Source organism: Dactylosporangium sp. CA-052675, assembly GCF_050947935.1.
Lineage (GTDB): Bacteria > Actinomycetota > Actinomycetes > Mycobacteriales > Micromonosporaceae > Dactylosporangium.
This window is the reverse complement of sequence record NZ_CP192010.1, coordinates 2,905,086-2,923,289: the sequence shown is the minus strand read 5'-3', so window position 1 is coordinate 2,923,289 and position 18,204 is coordinate 2,905,086. Positions and strand designations below refer to the sequence as shown.

At 74.4% G+C, this 18,204-nt stretch carries 18 protein-coding genes; 12 read left to right on the top strand and 6 right to left on the bottom strand.

Going from position 1 to position 18,204, the window contains the following annotated elements; genetic code table 11:
- Positions 1-14: 14 nt before the first annotated feature.
- Positions 15-722 (bottom strand): SDR family NAD(P)-dependent oxidoreductase, encoded by a 708-nt coding sequence (locus tag ACQP1P_RS13190; RefSeq protein WP_433086421.1) that lies wholly within the window; start codon positions 720-722, stop codon positions 15-17.
- Between the two features lie 75 nt (positions 723-797).
- On the opposite strand from ACQP1P_RS13190, the gene ACQP1P_RS13185 reads away from it, so the two are divergent.
- Together ACQP1P_RS13185 and ACQP1P_RS13180 are read left to right on the top strand one after the other, a co-directional pair.
- A complete protein-coding gene (locus ACQP1P_RS13185; RefSeq protein ID WP_433089989.1) occupies positions 798-1,637 on the top strand; it encodes a LysR family transcriptional regulator in 840 nt (279 codons plus the stop codon).
- Positions 1,638-1,750: 113 nt separating this feature from the next.
- Positions 1,751-2,311, top strand: a complete 561-nt coding sequence (locus ACQP1P_RS13180; protein ID WP_433086419.1) for a TolB family protein — start codon at positions 1,751-1,753, stop codon at positions 2,309-2,311.
- On the opposite strand, the gene ACQP1P_RS13175 is transcribed toward ACQP1P_RS13180, so the two are convergent.
- A complete protein-coding gene (locus ACQP1P_RS13175) occupies positions 2,296-3,147 on the bottom strand; it encodes a LysR family transcriptional regulator (protein ID WP_433086417.1) in 852 nt (283 codons plus the stop codon). The genes ACQP1P_RS13180 and ACQP1P_RS13175 overlap by 16 nt on opposite strands.
- Positions 3,148-3,204: 57 nt before the next feature.
- On the opposite strand from ACQP1P_RS13175, the gene ACQP1P_RS13170 reads away from it, so the two are divergent.
- Positions 3,205-4,101 carry an NAD(P)H-binding protein gene (locus ACQP1P_RS13170; protein WP_433086415.1) on the top strand — a complete coding sequence of 299 codons (897 nt, stop codon included), beginning with the start codon at positions 3,205-3,207 and terminating at the stop codon, positions 4,099-4,101.
- A gap of 208 nt (positions 4,102-4,309) precedes the next feature.
- Here the strand turns inward: ACQP1P_RS13170 and ACQP1P_RS13165 are convergent, their stop codons facing one another.
- A complete protein-coding gene (locus ACQP1P_RS13165; RefSeq protein ID WP_433086413.1) occupies positions 4,310-5,266 on the bottom strand; it encodes a glycerophosphodiester phosphodiesterase family protein in 957 nt (318 codons plus the stop codon).
- A gap of 73 nt (positions 5,267-5,339) precedes the next feature.
- Positions 5,340-5,951, bottom strand: a complete 612-nt coding sequence (locus tag ACQP1P_RS13160; protein ID WP_433086411.1) for a response regulator — start codon at positions 5,949-5,951, stop codon at positions 5,340-5,342.
- 25 nt (positions 5,952-5,976) lie between these two features.
- Between ACQP1P_RS13160 and ACQP1P_RS13155 the strand changes: the two genes are divergently transcribed.
- The 7 genes from ACQP1P_RS13155 to ACQP1P_RS13125 all read left to right on the top strand — a co-directional run bounded on the left by ACQP1P_RS13155 (position 5,977) and on the right by ACQP1P_RS13125 (position 13,462).
- Positions 5,977-7,047, top strand: a complete 1,071-nt coding sequence (locus ACQP1P_RS13155) for a sensor histidine kinase (protein WP_433086409.1) — start codon at positions 5,977-5,979, stop codon at positions 7,045-7,047.
- A gap of 154 nt (positions 7,048-7,201) precedes the next feature.
- A complete protein-coding gene (locus tag ACQP1P_RS13150; protein WP_433086407.1) occupies positions 7,202-7,888 on the top strand; it encodes a response regulator transcription factor in 687 nt (228 codons plus the stop codon).
- A 95-nt stretch (positions 7,889-7,983) separates the two neighbouring features.
- Entirely contained in the window at positions 7,984-8,634 is a 651-nt protein-coding gene (locus tag ACQP1P_RS13145) for a helix-turn-helix domain-containing protein (protein WP_433086403.1), read from the top strand.
- A 6-nt stretch (positions 8,635-8,640) separates the two neighbouring features.
- Positions 8,641-9,567, top strand: coding sequence for an ABC transporter ATP-binding protein (locus ACQP1P_RS13140; protein ID WP_433086401.1), 927 nt, complete (start codon positions 8,641-8,643; stop codon positions 9,565-9,567).
- The gene (locus ACQP1P_RS13135; protein WP_433086399.1) at positions 9,564-11,144 is read left to right on the top strand and encodes an ABC transporter permease; all 1,581 of its coding nucleotides are present in this window, start codon (positions 9,564-9,566) and stop codon (positions 11,142-11,144) included. The genes ACQP1P_RS13140 and ACQP1P_RS13135 overlap by 4 nt, the downstream gene beginning before the upstream one ends.
- 74 nt (positions 11,145-11,218) lie before the next feature.
- A complete protein-coding gene (locus ACQP1P_RS13130) occupies positions 11,219-11,923 on the top strand; it encodes an LPXTG cell wall anchor domain-containing protein (protein ID WP_433086397.1) in 705 nt (234 codons plus the stop codon).
- Positions 11,924-12,091: 168 nt separating this feature from the next.
- Entirely contained in the window at positions 12,092-13,462 is a 1,371-nt protein-coding gene (locus tag ACQP1P_RS13125; protein ID WP_433086395.1) for a ricin-type beta-trefoil lectin domain protein, read from the top strand.
- Between the two features lie 3 nt (positions 13,463-13,465).
- On the opposite strand, the gene ACQP1P_RS13120 is transcribed toward ACQP1P_RS13125, so the two are convergent.
- Positions 13,466-13,747 carry a hypothetical protein gene (locus ACQP1P_RS13120; protein WP_433086393.1) on the bottom strand — a complete coding sequence of 94 codons (282 nt, stop codon included), beginning with the start codon at positions 13,745-13,747 and terminating at the stop codon, positions 13,466-13,468.
- Positions 13,748-13,858: 111 nt separating this feature from the next.
- On the opposite strand from ACQP1P_RS13120, the gene ACQP1P_RS13115 reads away from it, so the two are divergent.
- Positions 13,859-15,220 carry a cellulose binding domain-containing protein gene (locus ACQP1P_RS13115; protein WP_433086391.1) on the top strand — a complete coding sequence of 454 codons (1,362 nt, stop codon included), beginning with the start codon at positions 13,859-13,861 and terminating at the stop codon, positions 15,218-15,220.
- A gap of 169 nt (positions 15,221-15,389) precedes the next feature.
- Here ACQP1P_RS13115 and ACQP1P_RS13110 read toward each other — a convergent pair whose 3' ends face one another.
- Positions 15,390-17,696, bottom strand: coding sequence for an aldo/keto reductase (locus ACQP1P_RS13110; RefSeq protein ID WP_433086389.1), 2,307 nt, complete (start codon positions 17,694-17,696; stop codon positions 15,390-15,392).
- Positions 17,697-17,865: 169 nt separating this feature from the next.
- Here ACQP1P_RS13110 and ACQP1P_RS13105 point away from each other — a divergent pair, with 169 nt between their 5' ends.
- Positions 17,866-18,162 carry an ArsR/SmtB family transcription factor gene (locus tag ACQP1P_RS13105; RefSeq protein WP_433086387.1) on the top strand — a complete coding sequence of 99 codons (297 nt, stop codon included), beginning with the start codon at positions 17,866-17,868 and terminating at the stop codon, positions 18,160-18,162.
- Positions 18,163-18,204 lie beyond the last annotated feature (42 nt).

Below are 18,204 nucleotides of genomic sequence, written 5' to 3'. Positions count from 1 at the left end.
CCGGATGGGCGGCGTCACCAGGGCACGACGCCCTCGTCGTCGAAGAAGGCGCCGGTCGGGCCGTCGTCGGGCAGGGTCGCGAGCCGGATCGCGATCGCCGCGCCCTGGGCCGCGGTGCGCACGCCCCGGAAGCCGTTCAGGTCCGTGGCGCAGTAGCCGGGGCAGCCCAGGTTGATGAGGACCTTCGTGTCGCGCAGCTCCTTGGCGTACTGCAGCGTCACCGCGTTGAGGAAGGTCTTCGACGGCGCATAGGCGGCCGACAGCGGGCCCACGTCGCCCGCCGACTGCCGCGTCAGCGAGCCCACCGAGCTCGACATGTTCACGATGCGCGGCGACGGGGAGCGCAGCAGCAGCGGCAGCAACGCGTTCGTCACGCGTACGACGCCGAGCACGTTCGTGTCCACCGCCCGCTGGATGGCGTCCAGGTCGACCAGGGTGGGCTGCTGCGGCATCCCGCCGGTCACCCCCGCGTTGTTCACCAGCACGTCGAGCCGCGCCAGGGACGCCGCCGCGGCCGTCACGCTCTCGTCGGAGGTGACGTCCAGGGGCACGCCGAACGCGTCGACGCCGGCCGCCTCCAGCTTGGCCAGCGCGTCCGCGAGGCGCGCGGCGTCGCGGGCCCCCACGCCCACGCGGAAGCCGAGCGCGCCCAGCCCGGCGGCGATCTCGTACCCGATGCCCTTGTTCGCGCCCGTCACCAGCGCGACCTTCGTTTCGCTCATGGGTCGAGCCTGACCGGGGCCGGAGCCGGGCGCCAACACCGATACGGTCGCCCGCGATACCCTGGCGGTATCGATCTGGAGACCCGGGAACTGCGGTACTTCGTCGCCGTCGCCGAGGAGCTGCACTTCGGCCGCGCCGCCGCCCGTCTCGGCATCGCGCAGCCGCCGCTGTCGCGCGCGATCGGTCAGCTCGAGCGGCGGCTGGGGGTGACGCTGCTGGAGCGCACCAGCCGCAGCGTCGCCCTGACCGAGGCCGGCGGCGTGCTGCTGCGCGAGGCGCGCGCGGCGCTCGCGGCCGTCGAGGCGGCGGCCCGGCGCACCCGGCGGGCGGCGGCGCCCGAGCCCGGCATCGTGCTGGTGACCAAGGCCGGCGCCTCGGGCGAGCTGCTGGCCAAGCTCCTGGACGCGTACGCCGCCGAGCCCGGTGCCGTCCCCGTCGACGTGCAGCTGTGCGGCATCGGCGAGCAGGAACGCCTCCTGCGCGACGGGCGCGCGGACGTGGCGCTGCTGCACCTGCCCTACGACGAGCCCGCCGGCTTCGACACCGAGGTCCTCACGGTGGAGCGCCAGGTCGTGGTGCTGCCGGCCGGGCACCCGCTCACGACCGCGCCCAGCCTGCGCATGGCCGACGTCGCCGACCTGCCGGACCTGCCGCTGCCCCGCTGGCCCGAGCCGGACGGCAGCTACAGGCCGGGGCGGGGTCCCGAGGTGAGGGGCAATTCGCAGCTGTACCAGCTGATCGCGCTCGGCCGCGCCTGCGCCGTGCTCCCGGACTCGGCCCGCACCCACCTGCGCCGCGACCTGGTCGCCGTGCCCCTGCTGGACGCCCCCGAGATCACCACGCTGATCGCCTGGCCCCCGCACAGCCGCTCCCGCGCCGTCGCCGGCCTCGTCCGCGCCGCGACGCGGCTGTGAGGCGCACCGCCGGGATCCGTCACACCGGGTTCGCGGACGGTTTTCTTCAGGTGCCGGACGGTTGCGCCGATGGTCCCTGCGTCACACGGACGCGACACACACTGGGGGCAGGGATGAACGCCAAGACCATCAAGCACACGCTCGCGCTGGCCGGCATCGCCGCCGCCGCGGCCGCCTTCGCCGGCACCGCCACCGCCGCCGCCAGCACCACCACCGCCAGCGCCGCCACCGCCAGCGCCGCCACCGCCAGCGCCAGCGCCAGCACCAGCACCAGCACCAGCACCAGCACCAGCAACGCGACCACCCCCACCGTCTACGCCAGCCACGGCGCCATCTACCTCAAGCACGCCGGCCACACCACCCGCCTCACCACCGACGACGTCAGCCGCCAGCCCACCCTCTCCCCCGACAACACCCAGATCGCCTACGTCCACAACGACACCATCTGGCTCATGCACACCGACGGCACCGACCAGCACCAGATCAGCGACCGCACCGGCACCGACCCCGCCTGGGACCCCAGCGGCGTCCGCATCACCTACACCGCCATCTCCTGCACCGGCGCCCCCGGCACCTTCCGCACCGGCACCGACGGCGGCACCGCCTCCGAGGTCCTCACCCCCGCCGCCTGCGTGACCCAGGACGCCCCGCTCGTCGGCTACATCACCGGCTGAGCGCCGGACACCGCCGCCTGCGCGGCCCGCACGAACGCCGCCACCGCCGGCGAGCGCGACGCCGACGGCCACGTCACCGTCAGCGTCACCGGCTCCAGGTCCGTCACCGGCCGGAAGGCCGTGCCCGGCCGGGGAAACCGCGCCGCCACGAACTCGGGCAGGAACCACACGACCCCGCTCACCTCGACCAGGTTGAAGATCTGCGATAGGTCGAACGAGCGCCCCGGCACCGGCGCCATGCGGCCGCGCTCGGCCGGGGAGCCGTCCGGCAGGCGACGCCCGGCCAGGTCCGCAAGGCGCAGCGAGGTGCGCGCCGCCAACGGATCCGCGGCCGCCAGGGCCGCCACGCACGGGCTCGTGATCAGCGGCTCGGTGTCCAGGCCGCGCGCGTCGAACGGCGTCGGCAGCAGCGCCACGTCCGCCCGCCCGTCGTGCAGGGCCTGCACCTGCTCGCCGTGCCCGCCCAGCAGCAGCTCGACCGGCATCGCGTCGAAGGCGTCGAGCACCCGCGGCAGGAGCCCGGCGTCGTAGTCGGCCTTGAGCGCGAGCCGCAGCGACTGGACCGGCTGCCCGGCCCGGCGCGCCCGCCGCTGCGCCGTCGCGACGGCGTCGAGCGCGACCCGGGCGTCGTCCAGCAGCGCCGCCCCGGCCGCGGTCAGCGCGACCTGCCGCGTCGTGCGTTCCAGCAGCTGTACGCCCAGCTGCCGCTCGAGCTCGCGAATGGCCCGCGACAGCGGCGGCTGCGCCATCCCGAGCCGCTCGGCCGCGCGCCCGAAGTGCCGCTCCTCGGCCACCGCGACGAAGTACCGCAGCTGCCGCGTCTCGAGCTCACTCATATCGCCAGGGTATCAATCGAGACGGGATCGGTCCTTCAGCCGCGCGAGGGATCGGCGTTGACTGCACGCATGATCGTGGTCACCGCACCCACCGCCAACATCGGCCGGCAGCTCGTCCAGCACCTCCTCGACGCCGGCGCGCCCGTGCGCGTCGTGGCCCGCGACCCGGCGCGCCTCGCCCCCGGGGTCGCCGGACGGGCCGAGATCGTCCGCGGCTCCCACGCCGACCCGGCCGTCGTGGCCGAGGCGTTCGCGGGCGCCGACGCGGTCTTCTGGCTCGTGCCGGCCGACCCGCGCGCGAGCTCCGTCGACGAGGCGTACTCCGGCTTCGCCCGCCCCGCCGTCGAGGCGTTCGCGGCGGGCGCGGCCGGCCGCGTGGTCGGCGTCTCCGCGCTCGGCCGCGGCACGCCGGTCGCGGGCCGGGCCGGGCACGTCACCGCGACGCTCGCCATGGACGACCTGATCGCGGCGACCGGGGTGCCGTACCGCGCGCTGGCCATGCCCTCCTTCATGGACAACACGCTGCGCCAGCTCCAGCCGATCGCGGCCCAGGGCGTGCTGTCCGGCCCGTCGCGGCCGGACCTGCCCGCCCCGGCCGTCGCCACCCGCGACATCGCCGCGGTCGCCGCCCGGCTGCTGCTCGACGACGCCTGGACCGGCTTCGAGGAGGTGCCGGTGCTCGGCCCCGAGGACATCACCTACGACGAGATGGCCGCGACGATCGCCGACGTGCTCGGGCGCCCGGTGCGCTACCGGCGGATCCCCGGCGAGACGTTCAAGGCGGGCCTGGTCGGCCGCGGGCTCTCCGAGCCGATGGCGCAGGCCATGCTGGACATGGCCGTGGCCAAGGACGAGGGCCTCGACAACGGCGTCGAGCGCACCGCGCGGTGGAGCACGCCGACGACCTTCCGCCAGTGGTGCGCCGAGGTGCTGCGGCCCGCCGTCCGGTCCTGACGCCAACGGGCACGTCGAGCGCACCGCGCGGTGCAGCACGCCGACGACCTTCCGCCAGTGGTGCACCGAGGTGCTGCGGCCCGCCGTCCGGTCCTGACGGCAACGGGCACGTCGAGCGCACCGCGCGGTGCAGCACGCCGACGACCTTCCGCCAGTGGTGCACCGAGGTGCTGCGGCCCGCCGTCCGGTCCTGACGGCAACGGGCGCGTCAGCGGCGCAGGAGGGGGGCGACGACGTCGGCGCGGTTGGTCCAGACCGCGCCCGTCCAGCCCTCCGGCAGCTCGGCCACGTCGGCGGCGGTGTCGAAGCCGGCGGACCAGTCCCCGACGGAGCGCACGAGCACCACGCGCGTGCCGGCCGCGCGCATGCGGGAGACGAACAGGTTCGGCCAGCCCCAGAGCCACTTGCCGTACCCGATCGGCACGATCAGCTCCCGGTGGCGGCACGAGGACGGGACGTGGCCCGTCCAGCCTTCCCCGGCGTACCGCAGCAGACAGCCCTTGATGATGGCCCTCGACGACGTCCGGACCTGGGGCAGGCGGGCCGCCACCGCGGCCACGGCCGTGTCGCCGCCGGTCACCGTCACGGCGGACAGGCGCGCCGGGGGCAGCGTGGCCAGGAACGCGGCCACCGCCTCGCCGTCGGCCGCCTGGTCGCGCTTCAGGTCCAGCTTCAGCTCCCGGCCGGGGAACGCCGCGAAGACCTCCGGCACCGTCGGCAGCAGCCCGACACCCTTGCCCCGGAAGGGGAACGTGCCGTGCACCGCGTACCCGTGACCGACGTCCAGCGCGCGCAGCTCGGCCATGGTGTGCGCGCCGACCGGGCCGGTGCCGTCCGTGCGGCACTCCAGCAGGGCGTCGTGGAAGACCGCGAGCTGCCCGTCGCTCGTCAGCTGCACGTCGATCTCGGCGGCGTCGGCGCCGGCGTCGAACGCGGCGCGCAGCGACGGCAGGGTGTTCTCGAGGTACGGCACCTGCGGCGGGAAGATCCGCGTCGCCGTGCACGTGTCCGCCTCGACGCCGTGCAGGTCGAACGTCTGCGCCAGGCCCCGATGGGCGAGCAGGAACGGCCGGCCGTCGCGCGGGCCGGCCGTCGATCGGTTGCCGAGCACCAGGGCGGCCGCGCACAGCACCACCACCGCCAGGATGATCCAACGCCGTCGCATCGCCGCAACCCTGCCAGGGCCGGAACCGGGCGGGAAGCGGCGAAGGGCGTAGCCGGTCTCGTCCTTTGGTCCCTCAGTCGGGTAGTCGCTGCGCGAGCAGCGCGGCCTGGGTGCGGCTGTCCACCGCCAGCTTCGCCAGGATGTTGCTCACGTGCGTCTTGACCGTGCGTTCGGCCAGGCCGAGCGAGCGCGCGATGTCGCGGTTGCTCCGGCCCAGCAGCCGCAGCACCTCCCGCTCCCGGGCCGTGAGCACGCTCAGGTCCGCGGCGGCGGGGGCGGGCGCGGCGCTGGGCCACAGCAGCTCGGCGGCCGACGCGCTCAGCGGCCGCACCCCCGCGTGGGCCCCGCGCACGGCCGCGGCGAGCTCGGCCCCGGTCGCGTCCTTGAGCACGAACCCGGCCGCGCCGGCCGCGAGGGCCCGCTGCACGTCGGCCGCGCTGCCGACCGCCGTCAGCACGAGCACCTTCGCGGCGAAGGTGCGCGCGCGCAGCACCGCCACCCCGTCCAGGCCGGGCAGGTGCAGATCCAGGAGAATGACGTCGGCGGCCAGGTCCGGGGCGGCCTTCAGCAGGGCCTCGCCGTCGGCGAGCTCGGCGACGACCTCGATGTCGGGCCGGCTGCCCAGGATCAGGCGCAGGCCCTCCCGCACGAGGGCCTGGTCGTCGACGATCACGAGCCGGATCACCGTCCGATCGTAAGGGGGAGCCCGGGTGCGCAGGCCGCTCGCGTTCGACCTCGCCCTCTTCGCGCTGGTCGTCGTGCTGTTCGCGCTCTCGGACTCGGTCGTCTCGGTGCCGCTCGCGGTCGTGCAGCTGCTGCCGCTGTTGCTGCGCCGCCGGTTCCCGGGCGCCGCGCTCGCGGTCATCGCCGTGGCCACCGCGGCGCACTCGCTGCTCGGGATGGCGCGCGCGGTCGGGTACCTGCCGGCCGCCCTCGCGCTCTACGGCGCCGCCACGCACCGCTCGCCGTGGGTGCGGTGGGGCGTGTGCGGCGGCGCGGTCGTGCTCGTCACGGTGACGGGCGCGATCCGCCACGGCCCGGTCGAGGGCGGGCTGCTCGCGGCGGGCGCGCTCATCGTGACCTGGCTGTTCGGCGCCGAGCGGGGCGTGCTGCTGCGCGAGCGGGCCCTGGTCGCGCAGCTGCGCCTCGAACGGCACCTCGCGGACCGGGCCGCGGCGACCGCGAGCTCCCGGGAACGGCTGGCCCGGCGCCTGCACGACGGGCTCGCGCACACGATGACCGTCATGCTCGTGCAGGGCGAGGCCCTGCGCGCGACGGCGAGGCTGACGAGCGCCGACGAGCAGCGCCTCGATGTCGTCCTGGGCGCCGGCCGCGCCGCCCTCGCCGAGGTCCGCCTGGCCCTGGCCGAGGAGGCCCAGCGCGACGCCGCCGCCACGCTCGACGGCCGCCTGGCCGCCCTGCGCGAGGCGGGCCTCGAGGCGCACGGCGTCACCGGCCTCGACACCCTGCCGGCCGCCGTGCGCGAGGTGGCGCTCCGGCTCGTCGGTGAGGCGGCCACGAACGCCCTGCGCCACGACGGCCCCGGCACCCGCCTCGACGCGACCGTGACCCGCGCGGGCGAGACGGTCCGGCTGGCGCTGACCAGCACGCCGGGGCCGGGGCGGCGCGCGAGCGAGCCGGGCGGCGGCGGGTTCGGCCTCGCGAGCCTGGCCGAGGACGTGGCGGCGGTCGGCGGCACCCTCGCCTACGGCCCGGGCGAGCGGGGCTGGCGGGTGACGGCCGAGTTCCGCGAGCCGCCGGCGCACCGCGCGGCACCCTGAGACCCGCTCAGCGGCCGGCCCCGATGGCCGTAGGGGTCCGGGGATGCTGCCGCACGGCCGCGGCCCTGGAACCGGCCGAACCGCCCGCGCTGTTCAGGATTGGTTCAGGATCGCAGTGTGAGTCTGGAGGTTCGCGCTGGGAGAGGTGGGCGTTGTGCGAGTGCTCGTGGTCGAGGACGAGGTGAACCTGGCCGAGACGATCCGGGACGGCCTCGGCGGGGAGGGGTTCACGGTCGACCTCGTGCACACCGGCGTGGACGGGCTGTGGGCCGCGACCGAGACGCCGCACGGGGCCTATGACGCGATCATGCTCGACATCATGCTGCCGGGGCTGTCCGGCTACGAGGTGTGCCGGCAGCTGCGGCAGCGGCAGGTGTGGACCCCGGTGCTGATGCTGACCGCGAAGGACGGGGAGTACGACCAGGCCGACGCCTTCGATCTCGGGGCCGACGACTATCTCACCAAGCCGTTCTCGTTCGTGGTGCTGGTGGCCCGGCTGCGGGCGCTCATCCGGCGCGGGGCGCCGCAGCGGCCGGTCGTGCTCAGCGCGGGCGATCTCCACCTGGACCCGGTGCAGCGGCGGGTCACCCGCGGTACCGACGAGATATCGGTGACGGCGAGAGAGTTCGCGCTGCTCGAGTTCATGCTCCGGCACCCCGGTGACGTGCTGAGCCGCACGGCGATCATCGAGAACGTGTGGGACGCGCACTTCGACGGCGACCCGAACATCGTCGAGGTCTACGTCGGCTACCTGCGCAAGAAGATCGATCATCCATACGGCCGGACCGCGATCAGGACCGTGCGCGGGGCCGGCTACCGGCTCGACCCCGCCGGGGGCTGACCGGCCCCCCGGAACCCCCTCGCGGGCCCCTCTTGCCAGCCGACTATACGCGCGTATAGTCGGCTGTACGCACGTATAGCAAGGGGTGATCCGGCATGACCGATCCCGCGTCCGAGGACCTCACGGCCCGTGCCCGGATTCGGGACGCCGCCATCCGCCTGTTCGCGGAGCGGGGCATGGACGGCACCACCGTGCGCGACATCGCACAGGCCGCCGGGGTCTCCCCCGGCCTGCTGCGCCACCACTTCGGCTCGAAGGAGGGCCTGCGCGAGGCGTGCGACCAGCACGTGCTCGACCTGTCGATGAAGATCAAGGCGGAGATCGTCATCGACGGGAAGATGGACAGCCCCGGGTTCATGCCCTCCGTGCACCCGACGGTCATGCTCATGTACCGCTACGTCACCCGGGCCCTGCTCGACGGCTCGCCCGCCGCCGCGGCGATGTTCGACGACATGGTGCTCCTCGCCGAGCAGTGGATCGACAAGTTCGCGCCGGACATCACCCAGGACCGGCGCGGCTTCGCGGCGGTGCTCGTCGGCATGCAGTCCGGGCTGCTCGCCATGCACGACCACGTCTCCCGCAACCTCGGCGCCGACGTCTTCGCCATGGACGGCTACACGCGCCTGGTCGAGGCGATGGTCGACTTCCACTCCAGCACTTTGCTCGATCCCACGCTCGCCGCCGACGCCCACCGGGCCATGCGGGCGCTGCGAGACAACCACAGGGGAAACCAGAAGGAGCAATGAGCGACCATGACCGAGGCGATCCGCGTTGACGCACTGGTCAAAACGTTCGGGCGCACCCGCGCGCTCGACGGGCTCGATCTGTCCGTGCTGACCGGGGAGGTGCACGGTTTCCTCGGGCCCAACGGCGCCGGGAAGTCGACCACCATCCGGGTGCTGCTCGGGCTGCTGCACGCCGACTCGGGCGAGGCGAGGCTGCTCGGCCGGGACCCGTGGAAGGACGCGGCCGAGCTGCACCGGCGGCTCGCCTACGTGCCCGGCGACGTCACCCTCTGGCCGAACCTCTCCGGCGGCGAGGTCATCGACCTGCTCGGCCGGCTGCGCGGCGGGCTCGACCCCGCGCGCCGCACGGAGCTGCTGGAGCGCTTCGACCTCGACCCGACGAAGAAGGGCCGCACCTACTCCAAGGGCAACCGCCAGAAGGTCGCGCTCGTGGCCGCGCTCGCCTCGGACGTCGAGCTCATCGTGCTCGACGAGCCGACCTCCGGCCTCGACCCGCTCATGGAGGAGGTCTTCCGCGAGGTGATCCGCGAGGAGCAGCGCCGCGGCGACCGCACCGTCCTGCTGTCCAGCCACATCCTGGCCGAGGTCGAGGCGCTGTGCGACCGGGTCACCATCATCCGCGACGGCCGGGCGGTGGAGACGGGCACGCTGCAGAGCCTGCGGCATCTGACCCGCACGTCGATCCAGGCCGAGCTGGCCGGGCCGGTCGACGGTCTCGGCGAGCTGGCGGGCGTGCACGACCTGCGGGCGCACAACGGTACCGTCCGGTTCAGCGTCGACAACGCCGAGCTGGACACCGTCCTGCGCCGGCTCACCGCGGCCGGCGTGCGGGGCCTGACGAGCACGCCGCCGACGCTGGAGGAGCTGTTCCTGCGCCACTACGACCGCGCCGCGGGCGACGGGGCGAAGCAGCGCTCGGGGGCCGCGCGATGACCGGCACCGGCGCGCTCGCGCGACTGGCCCTGCGCCTCGACCGGGTCCGGCTCACCGTGTGGGTCCTCGGGCTCGCGCTGATGCCGATGGGCACCGCGGCCAACTACCAGAAGCTGTACCCCACCGAGGCCGACCTCCAGGCCGTCAGCGGCGTGCTGTCCAACCCGTCCCTGGTCGCGCTGAGCGGCCCGCTGTTCGGCGTGTCCATCGGCGGGCTCACCGTGTGGAAGATCGGGGTGTCGGAGCTCATCCTCATCGGGCTGATGAGCGTGCTGACGGTCGTGCGGCACACCCGCACCGAGGAGGAGACCGGCCGCCTGGAGCTGCTGCGGGCCACGGTGATCGGGCGGTACGCCCCGCTGAGCGCCGCCCTCGCGGTCACCGTCGCCGCCGACCTCGCGATCGGGCTGCTCGGCGCGCTCGGGCTCGTCGCCGTCGGGCTGGACCCGGCCGGGGCCTTCGCCTTCGGGCTCGCGACCGCCCTGTTCGGGGTGCTGTTCGCGGCCATCGCCGCCGCGGCCGCCCAGCTCACCCGGGGCGCCCGGGCCGCGACCGGGATCGCCGGGGCCGTGCTCGGCGGCACCTACCTCCTGCGCGCCGTCGGCGACACCGGCCCGGCCGCGCTGAGCTGGCTGTCGCCGACCGGCTGGGCCCTGCACATGCGCCCCTTCGCGGGGGAGCGCTGGTGGATCGCGCTGCTGTTTGTGGGGTTCGCGGTGCTGTTCGCCGCCGTCGGGTACGTCCTCCTCGGCCGCCGCGACGTGGGCGCCGGCCTGCTGGCCGAGCGCCCGGGCCCGGCCGGGGCCTCCCCCGCCCTGCGCAGCCCGCTCGGCCTGGCCTGGCGCCTGCACCGGGGCCTGCTGCTCGCATGGGTGGTCGCGCTGGCCGCCGCCGGGGCCGTGATGGGCGGCGCCGCGGTGGGCATCGGCAACCTCGACGCGCCCAACCAGCAGCTCACCGATGTGCTGACGCGGATGGGCGGGCGTAGCGGGCTCACCGACGCGTTCCTCGGCGCGATCTACGGCCTCATCGGCCAGCTCACCGCGGCGTACACGATCCAGGCGACGCTGCGGCTGCGCCAGGAGGAGAGCAGCGGCCACGTCGAGGCGCTGCTGGCGACCCGGGTCGGGCGCCTGCGCTGGGCCGCGAGCCACCTGGTGTTCGCGGTGCTCGGCACGGCCCTGCTGCTGGCCGTGGCCGGGGTGGCGGGCGGGCTCGTCTACGGCGCGCAGGTCCACGACACCGGCGGCCAGATCGCCCGGCTGCTCGGCGCCGCCATGGTGCAGCTGCCGGCCGCGCTGGTGCTGGCCGGGCTCGGCACCGCGCTGATCGGGTTCGCGCCGCGACTGAGCACCCTGACCTGGGCCGCGCTCATCGTGTCGGTGCTGCTGGTCGAGCTGGGGGCGTTGTTCGGGCTCAACCAGCGCCTGCTCGACGTCACCCCGTTCGCGCACGTGCCGAAGCTGCCCGGCTCGGCGTTCACCGCGACGCCGGTCGTGTGGCTGTCCGTGGTCGCCCTCGCACTCGGCGCGGCCGGCCTCGCGGGCCTGCGCCGGCGGGACATGCCGGCAACCTGATCGGGGCTGCGGGGGATCGGCGGCGGCCACTAGGCTCTGCCGGTCCCTCCCGCAGACCCTTGGAGCAACCCCGGATGTCACCCCTCTTCCTGCGCCGCCTGGCGGCCACCGCCGGTGCCGCGATCGTCGCGTTCGGTGCCCTCGGCGCCGCCCCGGCCCAGGCCGAGCCGAACGACGACTTCCCCTGGGATCTCACGATCCCGGCGGTCACCGTGACCGGCGCGGTCGGCGACGTCGTGCCGGTCACGATGACGGTGCGCAACCTCGGGCCGGCCGCCGTCGAGCCCGGCCGCGTGCGCGCCCCGTTCATCCAGCGGCCCAGCGGCACCGAGTTCACCGGCGACGTGTCCGCCGAGTGCAACGGCAAGATCCAGCCGGACCGCTACTACTGCCAGACGCCGGACGGGCTCGCCGTCGGTGCCGAGAAGACCTGGACGTTCCACCTGAAGCTCACCGACGCCCACCCGGGCCGCGACGGCTTCATGTTCTTCGCCGACGGCGGCCACGAGGACCGCGACGTCTCCAACGACAGCGGCTCGATCACGGTCGTCATCAAGACCCCGGAGACCGGCCCGACGACGGCCGCTCCCACGGCGACGCCGTCGCGCACGGCCGGGCCGGCGCCGTCCACCAGCGCCGTGGCCGGCCCCGCGCTGCCCGTGACCGGTGACCGCACGGCCCTCTACGCGGGCCTGGGCGCCGCGCTCGTCGCCGCGGGTGCGGTGCTCTTCGTGATCGCCCGGCGGCGCCGCGTCGTCATGGTGACCCCGGACGCGTAACAGCCGGTGGGCCGATGGCGACAGATTCGCACATCGGCCCACCCCCTATTGACAACAATCTTTTCAGTCAGCGACCATGCCCTGAGAGCGCTCTCACGTCCGCCAGGTGAGGGCTGAACAGGAATTGCCCCTCCCCCGCCCCCATCTTGAGAAGGGCACACCATCGCTGTGGAAAGCCAACAGAAACCCAAGGGACGCAGGCGCGGCCGCCTCGCGATCCTGGCCGGCAGCGGCGTCGCCGTGCTGGCCGCGGCGACCTTCGCCGCCCTGCCCGACGCGTCCGCCTCGCTGCCCAGCACCCCGGCCGGCTGGACGCGGATCTTCGCCGATGACTTCACCGGCGCCGCCGGCACCGGCCTCAACACCGCCAACTGGCTCTACGACCTCGGCCACGGCTACCCGGGCGGCGCCGGCAACTGGGGCACCGGCGAGATCGAGAACATGACCAACAGCACGGCGAACGTCTACCAGGACGGCAACGGCAACCTGGCGATCAAGCCGATCCGCGACGGCGCCGGCAACTGGACCAGCGGCCGCGTCGAGACCCAGCGCACCGACCTCGCCGCGCCGGCGGGTGGCAAGCTGCGCCTCGAGGCCCGCCTCCAGCAGCCGAACGTCAACACCGGCAACGGCGCCGGCTACTGGCCCGCGTTCTGGGCGCTGGGCGCGGCGGCGCGCGGCACCGGTGCGTCCGGATGGCCGGGCATCGGCGAGATCGACATCATGGAGGACATCAACGGCCGCAGCTCCGAGTTCGGCACCCTGCACTGCGGGACCTCGCCGGGCGGCCCGTGCGGTGAGACCACGGGCATCGGCAGCGGCGAGCGCGCCTGCGGCGGCTGCCAGACCGGCTTCCACACCTACGCCGTGGAGCAGGACCGCAGCACCTCGCCGGAGCAGATCCGCTGGTACCTCGACGGCAACAACTTCTTCACGATCAACGCGAACCAGGTCGACGCCACCACCTGGAACAACGCCACGCACCACGGGTTCTTCATGATCCTCAACGTGGCCATCGGCGGCGGCTTCCCGGACGCGTTCGGCGGCGGCCCCAACGGCAACACCGTGTCGGGCGTGCCCATGCTCGTGGACTACGTCGCGGCCTACACCGCGGGCGGTGGCGGCGGTGGCACCACGACGCCGCCTCCCACCAGCGGCAAGGCGGTCAAGGGCCCCGGCGGCCTCTGCCTCGACGTGCGCTCGAGCAACAGCGCCAACGGCACCCCGGTGCAGCTCTACACCTGCAACGGCACCGGCGCGCAGCAGTGGACCTACGTCGAGGCCGGCAGCACGCTGCGGGCGTTCGGCAAGTGCCTGGACATCCCCAACGGCTCCACGGCCAACGGCGCGAAGCTGCAGCTGTGGGACTGCAACAGCACCGCGGCGCAGGTGTTCATCCACCGCACCGACAACACGTACTACAACCCGCAGGCCAACAAGTGCATGGACGACCCGAACGGGTCGACCACGTCCGGCACCCAGGTGCAGATCTGGGACTGCAACGGCTCCGGCGCGCAGAAGTTCAGCCTGCCGGCGTAAGCGTCACTTCCTGAGGTAGGCGACCAGCCCGTGCTGTTCGCTGGCGACCAGGTGCCAGCCGCGCGTTTCGAGCAACTCGACCGCGCTGAGCACCTGGTCGCGCATCATGTCCGCGGGCCCGGTGCCGAAGCTGAACGCGGCCCCGGCCCGGGCCGTCGAGCCCGGCACGAGGTAGCAGTACCGCAACGGATAGCCGTCCATCGTGTACCGCCCGTTGAGGATGTCCTCGGCGCTGATCCGCCGCGAGGGCCTCGGCACATGCACGGGCATCCGCGGCCCGACCATGATCCGACGGTACGACGGCCGGCTGTAACTTTCGCGGATCAGCGCAGGTGGCAGTCGTCCCCGGGCGACGGTGGTTGACGCCCCGGACGCCCGGCGCGGACGTTGCTCACCATGCATCGTGGAATCTGGTGGGTCCGGCTGGCCATCCCGGTCATCGCCGCGGCCGGTGCCGCCCTCATCGTGCTGGCCCTGCAGCCCGCGGCGCGGGCCACGGTGCCGGAGCCCACGGCCCCGGTCACGGGCAACGCGACCTACTTCGACGGCCTCGGCGCACCCTACGGCGGTTGCGGCCTGCCCCAGGCCGAGCTCGAGACGCAGAACTTCGTCGCGCTCAACGTCTTCGACACCCCCGGCAGCGGCACGTTCTACCCGCGCCCGCTGTCCTCCGCCGACGCCGACAAGATGGGCATCTGGAACAACGGCCACAACTGCGGCCGCTGGGTGCGGGTGAGCATCGGCGACTACTGCACCGGGGTCAACGACGGCGCGCTCGGGCAGGCGTTCTGCCGCAGCGGGGCGTGGACGACGGACGCGTACAACGGCGGCACCCTCGACATGATCGTCGCGGACAGCTGCGGCGACTCCAACGCCTGGTGCCGCGACGACAGGTACCACCTGGACCTGTCGAAGGACTCGCTGAACAAGTTCGTGAAGAACGGCGCGCCGATGACGGACCTGTACCCGTCGCACTGGAACAACCGCCACGTGTCCTGGCAGTTCATCCCGGCCCCGGCGTACTCCGGCGACATCAAGATCGGGTTCCTGAGCGGGGCGCAGCGCTGGTGGCCCGCGATCGCGGTCTCGAAGCTGCCCAACGGCGTGCACGGCGTCGAGTACTTCGCCGACGGCGCCTGGAAGGCCGCGACGATGAACGGGGACATGGGCCAGTCGTACATCATCGGCGGCACCACGTCCGGCGGCACCGACTTCCGCATCCGGGTCCGCGACGTGAACGACGCGCTGCTGTTCAACGGGCGCGAGTACGCCTTCTCGCTCCCGGCCGCCTGCTCGTCGCAGTGCAGCCAGGCGTACACCCAGGCGACCTACACGACCACGAGCACCTCCACGAGCCCGTCGCCGTCCCGGTCGGCCTCAGCCTCGGCCTCGCCCAGCGCTTCGGTGTCGGCCTCGGCCTCGCCGAGCCGGTCGGCGTCCTCGTCGCCGGCGCCCGCCGGTGGGTGCTCGGCCGCCGTCACCACCACGGGCTCGTGGTCGGGCGGCGGGCAGGCCGAGGTCAAGGTGACCAACACGGGCACGGCGCCGACCTCGGGCTGGACCGTGAGGTTCACGCTGCCGGCCGGGGTGACGATCGCCAGCTCCTGGAACGTGACGCTGTCGGCGTCGGGGCAGACGGTGACCGCGTCCAACGCCTCGTACAACGGCACCATCGGGGCGAACGCGAGCACCAGCTGGGGCGTGGTCTTCAACGGCCCGAACTTCGCGGTCACGAACGTCGGCTGCTCCGCCCGGTGATCGCGCCGCGCTGAGCGTTCCCGGGCCGCCGCGGGGCGACCGGCCTTCGGGCCGTCGCGGACGCGGCGGCCCGAGGCGCTCCCGGCACGAGCCCGCGACGCTCTCGACGCCGTGGACCCGGATGCCGATCGGGAGCGGTGCGGCGCCCACCCGGTGCCGTGACGAGGGCTCAGCGGTTGATCATCCGCTGCATGTGCTCGGGGTAGCGGTCGCCCTGGATGGCGATGTGCTGGGCGGCGCCGTCCAGCTCCGCCAGGTCGTCCGCGGTCAGTTCGAGCCGCGCCGCGGCGACGTTCTCGGTGAGCCGGCCGATGTTGCGCGTGCCGGGGATGGGCACGATCCACGGCTGCTGGGCGAGGATCCACGCCAGCGCGACCTGGCCGGGCAGTGCCCCGTGGCGCTCGGCCACGGTGCGGACGAGGTCGACCAGGGCCTGGTTGGCCTCGCGGGCCTCGACGCTGAACCGGGGCAGCATCCCGCGCAGGTCGCCGGTGCCGAAGGTGGTGCTCGCGTCGATCTTGCCGGTGAGGAAGCCGCGGCCGAGCGGGCTGAACGGGACGAAGCCGATGCCCAGTGCTTGCAGGACGGGCAGGATCTCGGCCTCGGGCTCGCGCCACCACAGGGAGTACTCGCTCTGCAGGGCGGTCACCGGCTGCACCGCGTGCGCGCGGCGGATGACGTCGACGCCGGCCTCGGAGAGCCCGAAGTGGCGCACCTTGCCGGCCTCGATGAGCTCCCGCACCGTGCCGGCCACGTCCTCGATGGGCACGTCGGGGTCCACGCGGTGCTGGTACAGCAGGTCGATCGTCTCGACCCCGAGGCGCTTGAGCGACGCGTCGGCGACCTGGCGGATGTGCTCGGGCCGGCTGTCGAGCCCGCTCTGGCGCTGCCCGTCGAACGCGAAGCCGAACTTGGTGGCGATGACGACCTGGTCACGGTACGGCGCGAGCGCCTCCCCCACGACCTCCTCGTTGACGTAGGGGCCGTACGCCTCCGCGGTGTCGAAGAACGTGACCCCGGCCTCGACGGCGGCCCGGATGACGGCGACCCCGTCGGCGCGGCCGGAGGCGGGCCCGAGCCCGTGGCTGATGCCCATGCACCCCAGCCCGAGCGCCGAGACCTCGAGGCCGTTGCCGAGCGTGCGCTTGTCCATTGGTTTGGTCCTCCTCGGTGCGGGTTGTCCGGGTCCGACGCTACTGCCGCCGCGCGTGCGCGGGGAGGTTCTGGCGTTCCCCCGGTCGCCCGCGCGGTTGCGGGGCCGGATGTACGCGGCCTCGGCGGCCCGGGCGCGCAGCCGGTCGTACCACGGGGCCAGCTCGGCGTCGATGCGTTCGGCCTCGGCCTCGCAGAGCACCACGGCCGGGGCCCGGCCCGCGGGGTGCGCGGCGGCCATCCGGAGCCGGCGGCCGACCGGCGGGTGGGTGGCCAGCAGCGACGCCTCCGCGCGCAGCGAGCGCTGTTCGCGCACCCGCAGGTCGCCGGCGTCGCGCAGGGCCCGGATGCCGGCGGTGCGCCAGTCCTCCGGCCGGGCGGCACGGCCGCGGATCGCCCGCAGGGCGGGGACCAGCTCCTCGCCGACGAGCAGCAGGGTGAGCAGCGCCGCGACGGCGGGGCCGCCGGCGGCGTCGGCGGCGAGACGGTCGGCCAGGTACTCGGCGCGCTGGCCGTCGCGCCGGCCGAGGATCAGCAGCAGCGCGAGGGCCGCGTGCAGCGGCAGCACGACGGGGAGCGCGAACGGGCCGAAGACGCGCAGCAGGGTGCGGCCCAGCGTGTCGGCGAGCGTGCCGAGCGTACGCCGGGCGGTGGCGACCAGGCGCCGGTCGCGCACGTCGTGGTTGACGAAGTGGCCGAGCTCGTGGGCGAGCAGGGCGACACGCGGCTGGGCGGGCAGCGCGGCCCACAGTGGCAGGCCGATGTCCAGGTAGCGGTACCGTCCCCAGTGCCCGGCCGAGGCGCTGACGGTCGCGGAGAAGCCGACGACGGCGGGCATCGGCGCGCCGGTCGCGGCCGCGGTGCGCTCCAGCAGGGCGTAGAACGCGGGGGCGGCCTCCCGGGGCACCTCCCAGAACCAGTCGGGCCGCCCGCGCCGCAGCCGCGGCCGCAGGACCACCGCGAGCAGCACGAGCGCGACGCCGAGGTACGGGGCGGCACCCGGCCCGGCGACGATGAGCCATCCGCCCGCGAGCAGCGCCGCGGGGCCGAGCGCGGCCACCAGCGCGCAGAGCACCAGCAGCAGGCCGCGGCCGGCCCGCCGCGCGCCGGACGCGCCGCTCAGGCGCCGGAAGGTGAGCCCGTCGAGCCCGAACGCCACCCGGTGCGCGAGCCGGTCCAGCTGCCGGTTGCCCCACTCGGACGCCACCGCGAAGCGGTCGTAGCGGGCCAGGTTCCACTCGCAGGCCGGGCACCACGGCGCCTCGGGTGGGTGGCCGGCCAGCTGCGCCGAGCAGCGCGGGCACGTCTGATGATCACGGTTCACGGCCGCCCATTGTGGCACCGGGCACGGCTCGGCGCGGCCCCGCCGGGACACAGCGCCGCCCCGCCGCGGACAGGCGAGCGGCGCCGTCGTGGACAGGCGAGCGGCGCCGTCGTGGACGGAGCGGACCCGCCGTAGACAGGCAAGTCGCGGCTTGCCTATCCTGAACGGCGTGAGCGACGTCTTCGCCGCGATCGCCGACGCCACGCGGCGCGCGATCCTCGACGAGCTGGCCGAGCGCGACGGGCAGACCCTGTTCGAGATCTGCGCCCGGCTCGCGGCCAGGCACGGCGTCGCCTCCTCGCGCCAGGCCATCTCGCAGCACCTCGACATCCTCGCCGAGGCCGGGTTCGTGCGGGCCGAGCGCAGCGGGCGGTACAAGTTCCATCACGTCGACTTCGCCCCGCTGCGCGCGATCGTCGAGCGCTGGCCCGTCCCCGGCGATCCCCCGGGCCCGGCGCCGCGCTGAGGGCTTTACCACTTCGTATCACCGCAGGTCTGGGCCGGTGAC

Excerpts from the sequence above, each read along its gene's own strand:
- ACQP1P_RS13190 (WP_433086421.1), bottom strand. The coding sequence starts at position 722 with ATGAGCGAAACGAAGGTCGCGCTGGTGACGGGCGCGAACAAGGGCATC.
- ACQP1P_RS13180 (WP_433086419.1), top strand. The coding sequence starts at position 1,751 with ATGAACGCCAAGACCATCAAGCACACGCTCGCGCTGGCCGGCATCGCC.
- ACQP1P_RS13175 (WP_433086417.1), bottom strand. The coding sequence starts at position 3,147 with ATGAGTGAGCTCGAGACGCGGCAGCTGCGGTACTTCGTCGCGGTGGCC.
- ACQP1P_RS13165 (WP_433086413.1), bottom strand. The coding sequence starts at position 5,266 with ATGCGACGGCGTTGGATCATCCTGGCGGTGGTGGTGCTGTGCGCGGCC.
- ACQP1P_RS13145 (WP_433086403.1), top strand. The coding sequence starts at position 7,984 with ATGACCGATCCCGCGTCCGAGGACCTCACGGCCCGTGCCCGGATTCGG.
- ACQP1P_RS13140 (WP_433086401.1), top strand. The coding sequence starts at position 8,641 with ATGACCGAGGCGATCCGCGTTGACGCACTGGTCAAAACGTTCGGGCGC.
- ACQP1P_RS13135 (WP_433086399.1), top strand. The coding sequence starts at position 9,564 with ATGACCGGCACCGGCGCGCTCGCGCGACTGGCCCTGCGCCTCGACCGG.
- ACQP1P_RS13130 (WP_433086397.1), top strand. The coding sequence starts at position 11,219 with ATGTCACCCCTCTTCCTGCGCCGCCTGGCGGCCACCGCCGGTGCCGCG.
- ACQP1P_RS13120 (WP_433086393.1), bottom strand. The coding sequence starts at position 13,747 with ATGGTCGGGCCGCGGATGCCCGTGCATGTGCCGAGGCCCTCGCGGCGG.
- ACQP1P_RS13115 (WP_433086391.1), top strand. The coding sequence starts at position 13,859 with ATGCATCGTGGAATCTGGTGGGTCCGGCTGGCCATCCCGGTCATCGCC.